Annotated in this window: 10 protein-coding genes; 6 read left to right on the plus strand and 4 right to left on the minus strand. The window is 25.0% G+C overall.

Features of this window, described 5'->3' with window-relative positions:
- The first annotated feature begins 55 nt into the window (after positions 1–55).
- From thiI to AFAEC_RS04300, 3 genes are read left to right on the plus strand one after another with little or no spacing between them, the layout of a single operon-like run.
- Positions 56–1,519: a tRNA uracil 4-sulfurtransferase ThiI gene (gene thiI, locus AFAEC_RS04290; RefSeq protein ID WP_026805735.1), complete on the plus strand. Its 1,464-nt coding sequence runs from the start codon at positions 56–58 to the stop codon at positions 1,517–1,519.
- A gap of 12 nt (positions 1,520–1,531) precedes the next feature.
- Positions 1,532–3,442: a hypothetical protein gene (locus tag AFAEC_RS04295; RefSeq protein ID WP_026805734.1), complete on the plus strand. Its 1,911-nt coding sequence runs from the start codon at positions 1,532–1,534 to the stop codon at positions 3,440–3,442.
- A gap of 11 nt (positions 3,443–3,453) precedes the next feature.
- Positions 3,454–5,352, plus strand: a complete 1,899-nt coding sequence (locus tag AFAEC_RS04300) for a YdgA family protein (RefSeq protein ID WP_026805733.1) — start codon at positions 3,454–3,456, stop codon at positions 5,350–5,352.
- A gap of 19 nt (positions 5,353–5,371) precedes the next feature.
- Here the strand turns inward: AFAEC_RS04300 and AFAEC_RS04305 are convergent, their stop codons facing one another.
- Positions 5,372–5,671, minus strand: a complete 300-nt coding sequence (locus AFAEC_RS04305) for a DUF3817 domain-containing protein (protein ID WP_026805732.1) — start codon at positions 5,669–5,671, stop codon at positions 5,372–5,374.
- Positions 5,672–5,759: 88 nt separating this feature from the next.
- Here AFAEC_RS04305 and AFAEC_RS04310 point away from each other — a divergent pair, with 88 nt between their 5' ends.
- Both AFAEC_RS04310 and AFAEC_RS04315 read left to right on the plus strand, forming a co-directional pair.
- Positions 5,760–7,286: a B12-binding domain-containing radical SAM protein gene (locus tag AFAEC_RS04310; protein WP_026805731.1), complete on the plus strand. Its 1,527-nt coding sequence runs from the start codon at positions 5,760–5,762 to the stop codon at positions 7,284–7,286.
- Complete coding sequence (locus AFAEC_RS04315; protein ID WP_051487537.1) at positions 7,279–7,974, plus strand: DUF481 domain-containing protein; 696 nt, start codon at positions 7,279–7,281, stop codon at positions 7,972–7,974. The genes AFAEC_RS04310 and AFAEC_RS04315 overlap by 8 nt, the downstream gene beginning before the upstream one ends.
- A 56-nt stretch (positions 7,975–8,030) precedes the next feature.
- Here AFAEC_RS04315 and AFAEC_RS04320 read toward each other — a convergent pair whose 3' ends face one another.
- The 3 genes from AFAEC_RS04320 to AFAEC_RS04330 all read right to left on the minus strand — a co-directional run bounded on the left by AFAEC_RS04320 (position 8,031) and on the right by AFAEC_RS04330 (position 11,295).
- The gene (locus AFAEC_RS04320; protein WP_026805730.1) at positions 8,031–8,888 is read right to left on the minus strand and encodes a hypothetical protein; all 858 of its coding nucleotides are present in this window, start codon (positions 8,886–8,888) and stop codon (positions 8,031–8,033) included.
- A gap of 97 nt (positions 8,889–8,985) precedes the next feature.
- Positions 8,986–10,077 carry a DUF808 family protein gene (locus tag AFAEC_RS04325; RefSeq protein ID WP_026805729.1) on the minus strand — a complete coding sequence of 364 codons (1,092 nt, stop codon included), beginning with the start codon at positions 10,075–10,077 and terminating at the stop codon, positions 8,986–8,988.
- A 165-nt stretch (positions 10,078–10,242) separates the two neighbouring features.
- Positions 10,243–11,295, minus strand: coding sequence for a polysaccharide deacetylase family protein (locus AFAEC_RS04330; RefSeq protein WP_026805728.1), 1,053 nt, complete (start codon positions 11,293–11,295; stop codon positions 10,243–10,245).
- Positions 11,296–11,361: 66 nt separating this feature from the next.
- On the opposite strand from AFAEC_RS04330, the gene AFAEC_RS04335 reads away from it, so the two are divergent.
- A complete protein-coding gene (locus AFAEC_RS04335) occupies positions 11,362–12,597 on the plus strand; it encodes a BaiN/RdsA family NAD(P)/FAD-dependent oxidoreductase (RefSeq protein ID WP_026805727.1) in 1,236 nt (411 codons plus the stop codon).
- The last annotated feature ends 51 nt before the right edge of the window (positions 12,598–12,648 follow it).

Below are 12,648 nucleotides of genomic sequence, written 5' to 3' on the forward strand. Positions count from 1 at the left end.
ATTATCTCAAAAAATGATATAATTCCGACTTAAAAAATAAACAGGTAGTAAAAAAATGGAAGAAAATAATATAAAAAGCCAGAAATTTATAGTTAAATATTTTACAGAGATAATGATAAAAGGAGATAGTGCTAAAAAACAGATGATAAATCAACTCTATTTTAATCTTCAAAAAATATCAAATCAAATCTCAAATGATATAAAAATTAAAAAGTTTTTTGATAAGATTGAATTGGTTTGTCCACAAGAATTTGCAGATGCTTTAAGAGAAAAACTACTTCAAACTTCTGGAATTGAACAAGTTTTAGAAGCAATTCAAATAGATAATATGTATACTTTAGATGATATAAAAGTAGAAGTTAATAGATATATGGCTCATACAATAGTAGATAAAACTTTTGTAGTACGAGCAAAAAGAGTAGGAACTCAAGATTTTAAATCTACAAACATTGAACAAACTGTTGGTGGATATATGCTTGCTTGTAATCCAAAAACAAAAGGTGTTGATTTACGAACAGCAGAAGTTACTATAAATTTAGAGTTAGAGCATGCAAAATTAAATATTATTACGAAAAAACATTATGGTTTAGGAGGATTTCCTCTAGGAACACAAGGAGAAATTTTATCTTTAATGTCTGGTGGATTTGATTCAACAGTCGCTTCATATTTAGCTATAAAAAGAGGTTTAAAAACGCATTATATTTTCTTTAATTTAGGTGGAGTAGCACATGAAATTGGTGTAAAACAGGTATCTTGGTATTTGTGGAATAAATTTGCTACTTCTCATAGAGTTTCATTTATTACTATTCCTTTTGAAGATGTTGTAGGACAAATATTTAAAGATATAAGCCCATCATATATGGGAGTTATGTTAAAAAGATTGATGATTCAAGCTGCTCAAAGAGTTGCAAAAGAGTTAAAAATAGATGCAATAATTACAGGAGAGAGTGTAGCACAAGTTTCAAGTCAAACTTTAAGAAATCTTAGTTTAATAGATAAGGCAAGTGATATTTTGATTTTAAGACCACTTGCTTTTATGTCTAAGCCTGAAATTATAGATATTGCAACAAAAATTGGTACAAAAAAGTTTGCTGAAGCAATGCCAGAATATTGTGGAGTAATATCTCAAAATCCAGTAACTGCTGGAAGTTTTGATAGAGTTGAAAAAGAGGCTAAAGCTTTTGATTATAGAGTTTTAGATGAAGCTATTAAAAATGCAAAGATAAAAAATATTGATGAAGTTTTAGATGATATTTGTGAAGTCGGAACTTTAGAGATTGTAAATAATTTAAAAGATGATTCTGTTATAATTGACATTAGACAAAGTAGTGATACTTTAAAAGCTCCTTGTACAGTTTTAAAAATACCATTTTATGATTTAAAAAAAGAGTTCAAAAAGCTAAATCAAGAGAAAACTTATCTTTTATATTGTGATAAAGGTGTAATGAGTCAATTACATGGACAATATCTAAAAGATGAGCAGAAATTTACAAATATAAAAGTTTATAGACCAAATTAAAAAAGGAAAAAAATGAAAAAAATAGTTATTGGTATTTTAGTAGTAATTCTAATATTAATTGCTACTTGCTTTGGCTTAAAATCTACTATTAATTCAAAAATTGATTCAAAAATTGATGAATTAAATAAAAATGGGTTTTATGTAAATATTGAAAAAAACAATAAGTTTTTAAATACGCAAGGAAAAGGGAAGATTGAAGTTGCATACCCTTTAAAAGTTATTGAGTATCTACTTGGTAAAAAAGATGATAGTGAATTTAAAAAACAGTTTGAAGAACTTTTAAAAATTATGCCAAATGATTCAAAATATGATTTATTAGATGGATTGACTTTTGAATATGATTTTAGTTTGTCTAATATTAGCTCTAAATTAGATTTAAATTTATATTTGGTTAGCTTATCAGATAAATATAGATATGAAGAACTAACAAAATACAATTATGGATATAGCACTATAAATTTTAATGATATATTAAAAAATAGAGAGTTAAAGATTAATATAGATGAAAAAGGTAACTTTAAAGTTGATAATATTAGTTTTATCTCGGCTGGTGGGATATTTGTTCTTAGAGGTATAAATGGAGATATAAATCGAGTAAATATCCCTTTTATGAAAGTTGAATTTGCAAATTCAGGTTATTTAGATAATAAAATATTAGTTGAAAATACAACTTTTTACTATAAAGAAGATAAAAATAAGAAGATTGATTCTAAGTTAGATATAGGGACTTTTTATTATGAAAATCTTGATGAAGAATTTAATATAAAGAATTTAAAAATATCTTCTTACTCTATACCTGTTGGAGATGATTTAAAAGGTGATACAAAAATATCTTTTGAAGAGTTAAATAGTAAAAAGTTTGATTACTCATATAGTTCAACTAATAAAAATAAAAAAGATTTTATAAATGTTAAAAATACTTCATTAGCTTTTGAGTATGATAAATTACCTTATGAAAAATATAAAGAGTTTATAAAATCTTTTAATTTAGATTTTGATAAATCTTTAGAAAAAACAAAAGAGTTTTTAGAGGCTCTTTCAAAATCAAATATGAGTTTAACTCTATTTGGGGAATCTGAGAATTTAGGTATTCAAAATAATAGTTGGTATAAAAAATTAAAAATTAGTTCAAATTTTGAATTAAGTAAAAATTTAGCATCTATGCAGTTTGATACTTTAAATGATATTTTGAGTGTTTTAAAGTTTGATGTTGAAGTAGATAGTGAATCTGCACAAAAGGCTTTAGAAAATGGTATTGATGAAATGAAGGATAAAATTAAATTTGTAGATTCTCAAAATAAAGATTTTAAACTTTTTAAAGCTGAATTAAAAGAGGATGGGCTTTATGTAAATGATGTTTTAACATTTACAAAAGATAAACTTAAATTCCCAAAAAACTCTTTTGATACAGCTTATTCACCAAGTGTTTATACAGATGATTCAAAAATTTCTTATAATTATGAGATGTTGGATAAAAATACTCTAAGAGTTAATTTTAAATATAAAACTTCTCTTGAAACTCTTTCTAGTGGAGGAATAGCAATATCTTTTCCTCAATTAACTGATGACTCTAAAATAAAAGCAAAAACAAGTAAAAATTTTGCTAAGTTAGATGTATATAAAAAAGGAGATACTATTTATAGTGGTTTATTAGATAAAAATTTACAAGCAACATATTTAATGATAGAAGGTTTTGATGAAAATTGGACAGATACAAATATTGAAAAAGAGATTAGTTTAGATATTGATGTATCAAAAATGGATGATTATTTGGAGATAAATTTAAGAGGGTATTCAACTGCTGCAAATAAGATAGATTATGAGCTTTTACCAACAGAACAAAATAGTGGTACAAAAGATCAACAATCATATTATATAAAAATTGCAGATATAGATTTATATACACTGAAAAATAAAAAATAAAAAGGAAATATATGAAAAAAATATTATTAGGGCTTGTTGCTATTGTTTTAATTATACTTGCTGTTTGTTTTACTCTTAGAAGTAATGTGAATGGTAAAATAGATGCAAAGATAGAGGAGCTTAAAACAAATGGTTTTAGTGTAACATATAATAAAAAAGATGTTCCACTAAAAATAGAAGCTGAAGGAAAAATAGAGATTTCTGATTCTCAAAAAGCACTTGATTATTTGATTAAAATTCAAGATGAAGGAGAGTTTAAAAAGAGCTTTGAAAAAGTTGTAAAAGTTATAGATAAGCAGATGATTGAACAAGCTTTACTAGGAGTTAGTTTTGATTATGATTTTAATATAAATCTTTTAAGCTCAAAACTTGATTTAAATCTATATTTAACAAAATTCTCAAATAGTTTAATGCAAGTTTTATCATCAGAAGACCAGACAAAAGGTTTATCAGCTATGTTAAAAAATAGAGATTTTCAGATAAATGTTGATGAAAACTCAAACTATAAAATAAAAGATATAAATTATGTTGTTCCGGCGGAAGGGACTATTAGTTTTCAAGGAATGAGAGGAGATAAAAAGAATTTAAATATAGATTTAATCAAATTTGATGCTAAAAAAGATAACTTTATATTTTCTTTTGAAGGAATAAAAAGTTTTTATGAAGAAAAACCAAATAAAGCTATTGATTCAAAATTTAATATAGAAAACATAAAGGTTATTGATAGTAAATTTAATTTTGATATGAAGGGTTTAAAAACTTTATCTACTCAAAAAGTACTAAATGACTTACTTGAAGCTGATACAAAAATAGCTTTTGACTCTTTATCTTTTAAAAATTTTGATAATTTAAATACAACTATAGAAAACTCTTTTATTGAATTGAGTTTAAGTAAAATTCCATTTACAAAATATGAAGAGTTTCTTGATACTTACTATTCGCTATCTGATAATCAGGAGAATTTAGATAACTTCTCAAAAAAAGCACAAGAGTTTTTTCAAGATATTTCAAAAGCTGGTATTGAGATAAAAATAAATGCGAATTCAAAAGGGTTTAGTGCACTTCATAAAGAGTGGTTTAAAGAGATTGATTTAAAATCAAACTTTAATTTAAATAAAAATTTATCAAATATGAAGTTTGAAGGTCTTGATGATATTTTTGAAACTATAGGTATAGAGTTAAAAGTTGATAATAATTCAGCTGAGACTATCTATAAAGAGTTAGGATTAAATCAAGCAAATATAAATTTAGTTGATTCAGAAGATAAAAAATTTAAAGTTTTTAAAGCCGAATTAAAAGAAGATGGAATTTATGTAAATAATAGTTTAACTTTGCCAAAAGCTGTTTTGAAATTTCCAAAAAAAGAGATAGAAAACTCTTATGTAGATGATCTTGAAGCAGAAGATTATCCACAAGTTATTGAAGATGATTCAAATATCTCTTATGACTATAAAATGATTGATAAAGATACTTTAAGAGTAAATTTTAAATATAAAACTTCTTTACCTTCTATTTCAAATGGTGGAATATCTGTATCTTTCCCACAATTTAATGATGATTCTAATATAAAGACAAAAACAGTTCAAAACTTTAAAAAATTAGATGTTTTTAAAAAAGGAGATACTCTTTATAGTGGTTTATTAAATAAAAATATAGTTGCTGAATATTTAATGATAGAAGCTTTTGATGAAAACTGGAAAGATATAAATATAGAAAAAGAGTTTACTTTAGATATCGATGTATCAAAAATGGATGATTTTTTAGAGATGAATTTAAGAGGATATTCAACTGCTACTGATGGAATAAATTATGAACTTTTACCAAATTTTAGTGATACAAAAGATCAACAAGCATACTATATAAAAATTGCTGATATAGATTTACAAAAAGAGAAAGCTAAATTTAAATAGAGATATTTAGGCATTTTGCCTAAATATTTTCTCTTTTTTTCATAATATTTTTTTCTATTAAAATAAATAAAAATGGAATTAAAGAGTAGATAAATAGTTTTAAACTAAAACTAAAGCTCCACTTATATCTTTTCATAGCTCCATATAATGCAATACAAAAAAGAATAAAAAATATTCCATGCATCATTCCAAAAATCTTAACAGCTTGTGGTTCAGCAAAAAAGTATTTTAAGGGCATTGCAAAAAATACCAATATCAAATATGATAATCCTTCAATAATGGAAATCGTTCTAAATTGAGAAAATTTTGTTCTAAGCATCTTATTCCTTATAATTTTTTTGCTAAATTATAGTAAATAAAACTATATAAAAGCTTAGTATAACACCATTTTAAGTAAAATCCGCCCTATGATAGAAGAGAAAAATATAATTTTAACAACCTTAAACTCAAGATTTTCACATTCAAGTTTATCTTTAAGATACCTTTTTGCAAACTTAAAAGAGCTAAAAGATAGTGCAAAAATCTTAGAGTTTGTAATAAATAGTCAAAACCAAACAATAGTTGAAGAGATTTTACTTTATAAACCAAAAATTGTAGGAATTTCTACATATATTTGGAATGCTAGTGATGTAGCACAAATTGTCAAATATATAAAATTGATTAGTCCTAATACTATTGTAATTTTAGGTGGTCCAGAGATTAGTCATCTTCCACATAGAGTTGATTTTGAAAGTGCAGACTATTTTATATTTGGAGAGGGTGAAGTATCTTTATATAATTTATGTAAAAATATTTTAGGTGGAATTAGACCAAAAGATAAAATAATTCAGGCAAAACCAGTAGAGTTTGATAAAATTGCACTTCCTTATGACTACTATACAGATTTTGATATAAAAAATAGACATATTTATATAGAAAGTAGTAGAGGTTGTCCTTTTACTTGTGAGTTTTGTTTATCCTCTATTGATTCAACTATGAGATATTTGCCCATTGATGTTTTTCTAAATGAGATTGATAAATTATGGAATAGGGGTGCAAGGAACTATAAATTTATAGATAGAACTTTTAATCTAAAAATATCTTATGCAAAAGCTATTTTAGAATATTTCTTAGCAAAAGATGAGGATTGTTTTTTACATTTTGAGGTAATTCCTGATAACTTCCCTCAAGAGCTAAGAGAGCTTTTAAAACAGTTTAAGGCTGGAAGTTTACAACTTGAAGTTGGTATTCAAACTTTAAATTTAGAGGTTGCAAAAAATATAAATAGAAATTTAAGAATTGATAAAATAAAAGATAATCTTGCTTTTTTAGATAAAGAGACAAAAGCACATGTTCATATAGATTTAATTGTAGGACTTCCTAGTGAGAATATAGAGAGTTTTAGTGCAAATTTAGATTTACTTTATACATTAAGTAGTGGTGAAATACAAATAGGAATTTTAAAGAAACTTTCAGGAACTACATTAAATAGGCATGATGAAATTTATGGAATGGTTTATAATCCAAATCCACCTTATGATATTTTGAGAAATAATCTTATAGATTTCTCACTTATGCAAGATATGAAAAGATTTGCTAGGTTTTGGGATATTGTTTACAATAGTGGAAATTTTATAAAAACTTCTAAACTTCTTTTTAAAGATGGAAAGATTTTTGATAATTTCTTTGATTTTTCTAAATGGATTTATAAAAGAAGTGAAAGTACACATAAAATTTCACTTGATAGAGTTGCAGAATACTTATTTGAGTATTTAAGTAAAATGTATGATGAAGAGCTAATCATAAAAACAATTTTAGATGATGTTATGGTAATAGATGGAAGAAAAATCCCACCATTTTTGAAAAAGTATAAAAAATATGAGAAAGATTTTATACAAATAGAACAGAATAAATCGAATAAAAGACAAATTTTAAGAAAGGAAAATAATGAATAAAAAAATATTGATTTTTGCACTTTTATATTCTAGTTTACATGCTGAAACTAAAGTAGAAAATCGTGCAGAACTATCTTATGTAAATAGTAGTGGGAATACAAATACTAGTTCTCTAAATGGATCTATTTTAACTGAAGTAAATTTTGGTGATAGAGAGGTAAAAGCAAAAGCTAATATCTTTAGAAGTAAAGATAATAATGAAAAATCAGCAAATAAATATGAATTAGATGTAGATTATAATCATATGATAGGAGATAGACTTTATACTTATATGGGAGTTTATTATATAAATGATGAATTTTCTGATTATGATTCAAGATTAAATATTGGACCTGGACTTGGATATAAATTTATCTATACAGATGATGAACTTTTAGATATTCAAGGTGGACTTGATTATGCGGTTGATAAGTTTGAAGATGGTAGTAAAGATGAATATGTTGCTCCAAGAACAGAACTTAACTATAAATATAAGATTAAAGAAAATATTGAATTCAAACAGATGTTGAGTTATTTGGTCTCAATGGAAGATAGTAAAAAGTATTTCTTTACGAGTGAAACAGGAGTTGCTGTAAAGATGGTTGAGAATCTGTCTTTGGGTGCTAATTATAGATTGGATTATGTAAATCAAACTGAAAAAAAGAAATTAGATAGAAAATTCTTAACTTCTTTAATATATGATTTTTAATTTATAACTTGGACTTTTTTAAGAGTCTGAGTTATAAATATTATTTATTGAAAATATCAATTTCTATTTTTTGTTATATAAATAAAAATAGATAGAGATAAAACTATAAATCCTACACCTAATATTAAATATAGGGCATTTATCATTTGATTATAATCATTTATTGCTATTTTAAATACAACAAGAAGAGCTTCTATAAAAAGGGCTATTATGATTGTAATGATAAATTTTGTTAAAACTTTATATTCTGATTTCTCATTTTTAGAGTAACTTTTAAATAAAACTTCTTGTTCTAAAATGGTTTTTGCTAAATCAAATATTGCTAACCCTAAAGTTAAAGCAATAATTGGCTTAAAAATATAGTCTATTGATAAATTGTGATTTATAAAAGAGCTTATAAAATCGTATAGAGAGTAAAAAATTGTAAAAAGTGCCAAAGTAATCATTATTGAACAGACAATAATATAAAAACTTTTACTTAAGAAATTAAAATTTTTGTTTATTTCTAAAAAGCCAAGTTTCTTTAAAAGAGATTCTAAATTAAAATCTAAAAATACAATAACATCATTTAATTTTATTATAGTTGTGATACAAGTTTTACCAGTTGCACTACTTATATAAGGTCGTGTGATAGCTACTTTTTCATTTTCTAAATTGATATTATCTAGTAGATATTGTCTATTTCTACCAATTGGTTTATTCACAATTTTATTTCTAAAGATATTTGGTGAAATTTGATTTAAACTAGATATATCACAAATATAAAGCAATTCTAAAGATGGAAATAGCTTGAAAAGTTGTTGGTAGTTGTTGTCAGATTTGGATTTTAAATCACCTATATTATAAATGCTCTCTTTTATAAAAATCTCTATATTTTTTTGATTTTTATTGTATATGTCTATAAATTCTTCCATATAAAATCCTTTTTAACCTGAAATTGTAGCAAAAGGTTTCATAAAAATAAGTAATTCTAATTTAGATTGTTAAGTAAGTAAAATTACTTACTTAATTTTATTTTTTAAATATTTTAATAAATATTGGTACTATTAAAACTACAATATAACCAACAATTGCACCTAATAATATTTCACTAAAAAATCCACCAAGAGGAATAATTTTTATAGTTTCATCAAAAGATTGTAAAATATGTGTTTCATGAGCAATTATCCCACCACCTACTGCAAGCATAGCAATAGTTCCTAAAATACCAATAGTTTTTATTATATAAGGCATAGATTTTACAAAACTATTCCCAACTCTTTTTAGAAGCAAACTTTTTTTCTCTTGTAGATAAAAACCAATATCATCAAGTTTTATAATAAAAGCAACAATTCCATAAACAAAAACTGTAGTTAAAACTCCAACACAGATTAAAACTATAAGTTTAGTTATAAAATCACTATTATCAAGTAGGCTTAAACTTATTACTATAATTTCAAAAGATAAGATAAAATCAGTTTTTACAGCACTTTTTACTTTTTCATTTTCGAAGTTTTCGTTTGAAAGTTCTTTTGAATTAGTATCTAGGCTATCTTCACTATGATGCCCAAATTTTTCTAAAATACTTTCAACTCCCTCATAGGCTAAATATGCTCCACCAATGATTAAAATAGGTGCAATGGCCCAAGGTGCAAGATAGCTTAAAAGTAAAACGATAGGAATAATGATAAATTTATTTATAAAACTCCCTTTAGCAATTTTATAAACTATTGGTAACTCTCTTAAAGCTGCTTTTCTCTTTGCTTCAAGTATTGCTACTTCTCTTATATGTTCAAGCTCTTTAATAATCTCTTTTTGAGCTTTTTCATCTAATTTTTTTATATTTTCTTGTAACTCTTCAAGAGATTTTGCTTTTTCTAACTCTTTTTTTAGAATTTCAGAAGTTGTTTCATTTGTAAAGTTTGCAATTGCTGCTAAGTCATCAACTAAAAGACCACTTGATTTAATACTAGCGAGTTTTGTATATGTTGCAATATCATCAAAAAGTAATCCTATATCATCAAGAGAAGTTGCAAGAGATTTTGCAGTTGTTGCCATAGTTTTTCCAGCAAGTGAACCAATATCATCTGCTAAAATAGATAAATAGCCTAAGATTCCAGCCATTAAATTCCTTTTTATAGTTTTTAAATTAGAATATTATTTAAGATTTACTAATTAAATAATAAAAAGGAAAATTTTTGAATTATAGTAAAATTATTTTTGCACTTTTAGTGTTATATATTTTAGCTGATATGTTTAATACATATTTTATAAAATAGATTTTGAGATTTAGTAATTTTCAATATTTTCAAAACTCCAATCATTATCTTTTAAGAGTTGGATTAATGTTTGTAAATTCTCTTTTCCATTAAATTTTTGAGAAAACATAAAATCATGCATCAATAAAATTACTTTATTCTCCTTAATTGAAGAGTTGTTTTTATATATTTTTTCCATCTTTTCAAAAATCTCTTCAGCTGTTTGCATAGGTTTTCCATTTGATTCATATGGCCATTCAAGATCCCAACCATAGATGTAGTAACCCTCTTTAAAAATATTATCATAACCTATAATCTCTGTTTCTCTTTGAGGAAAAGGTATCATATTATCATCTCTTTGTATATTTGGAAGTCTAAAAACATTTCGACCTGCAAGCCTAACAGGTAAAAAAGCTGATGATGTTTTTGAAACTCTATCTTTTGATATTATAGAGTTTGCATTTTTTATATCTTCTACTACTAAAATAGGATCACTATAAAATTTTTTATATCTGTTATTTGCATGTGAATATGTATGATTTGCAATAGTTATATTTGAGAAACTCAAAGCTTCTTCATAAATAGTTTTAAAACTATTTATTTGAGAACCTATAAAAAACATAGTAATAGGAATATTCTCTTCATTTATAACTTCAATAATATTTTTTGTTGCTTTTAGTGGACCATCATCAAAAGTTAAAAATGCCACTTTTGGCATTTTTTGTTTTATATTTTTTACTTTTTGGTTTATTGGATAAATCTCATATAACTCAAATTTTGAAATTTGATTATCTAATTTTAAGATAAATGGATGATATTTTTTTAGATTATCATCTAAACTCTCTTTTATATCAATAGCTTCTTGTTTTGAACTAAAGATTCCATAGTTTGTTCTATATAAATTCCCTTTTTCTTTTGTAATAGTAATATCATATTTATGCTCTTTTAGTAAGCTATCTTTACAATAAACAGCATCTTTATAGTATTGATTGCTACAAATAGATATTGTATAAAATTCATCATTTGAAAATAGATTTATTGATAAATAGATTAAAATTAAAAAATTACGATAGAAGTAAAACACAAAATTCCCTAAAGGCTTAAATTCAATTCGGTATAATACAAAAAACTCATTAAAAGAAGCGAAAAATTGAACAAAATTTATGATTTAATAGTAATTGGTGCAGGACCAGCAGGAATAATGGCAAGTATAAGTGCTGCAAAAGATAAAAAGAAAGTTTTACTATTAGAAAAGATGCCACAAATTGCACTAAAATTAAAAGCAACAGGTGGTGGAAAATGTAATCTTACAAATACTTTATCAAAAGATGATTTTATAGCCAAATTTGGTAAAAGTGGAAGATTTATAAAAGATGCATTAGAAAGTTTTACAAGAGATGATTTATTGGAATTTTTTGCTTCTATTGGAGTTGAAACTATTGCAAGAGATGGTTTTAGAATTTTCCCCATAAATCATAGTTCAACTATAATTTTAGACTCTTTATTGAATGAACTTATAAGATTGGAAGTTGAAGTAAAAACAGCAATAAAGATAGAAGAAATTAAAAAATCTGAAAATATTTTTAATATAAAATCTGAAAATGAAGAGTTTAAATCAAAAAATTTAGTTCTAGCAACTGGAGGTTTAGGCTATCCAACTTTAGGAGCGACAGGAGATGGCTATACTTTTGCTTCGTCTTTGGGACATATTATTACAAAAACACATCCAGCTATGATGCCCCTTTTTACGAAGGAGAAAAATTTTGCTTCTTGTAAGGCTGATACAATTGCAAAAGCAATATTAAAAGTAAATATTCCAAAATATAAAAATTTAAAACTTGTTGGAGATTTGATTTTTACAAAAGAGGGGCTTAGAGGACCAGTTATTTTAGATTTTGCAAGAGAGATAACTCCTATATTGGCTAGTTATGATGAGGTTCCATTACTTATAAATTTTTTAAAAGGTAAAAACGAAGAGGATATTTTTCAACATATAAAAAATGAGATATCAAAAAATCCTACAAATACAATTTTGCAAAATCTTGAGACTTTGTTAGCTTCAAGTGTTGCAAAAGAGATTTTAAATATTTGTCAAATTGATGAAAATCTTAGGTTTAAACAAATAGAGGGAGTAAAAAGAGAAAAGCTTGTAAAAACTTTGGCTTGGACACCTTTTACAATTATCGGGCATGATGGTTTTAAACAAGCTATGATAACAAGAGGTGGAGTAAGTCTTAAAGAGATAGACTCAAAAACTATGCAAAGTAAAATTGTATCAGGGCTTTATTTTTGTGGAGAACTTGTAGATATTGATGGACCTTGTGGTGGATATAATCTACAATGGTCTTTTTCAAGTGGATATTTAGCTGGGAAATTGAGAAATTAAATTAGCACAAATTAGCAAAAATATAATATAATAGTAAACTAATCAAAAAAA

This window comes from Aliarcobacter faecis (genome assembly GCF_013201705.1).
Lineage (GTDB): Bacteria > Campylobacterota > Campylobacteria > Campylobacterales > Arcobacteraceae > Aliarcobacter > Aliarcobacter faecis.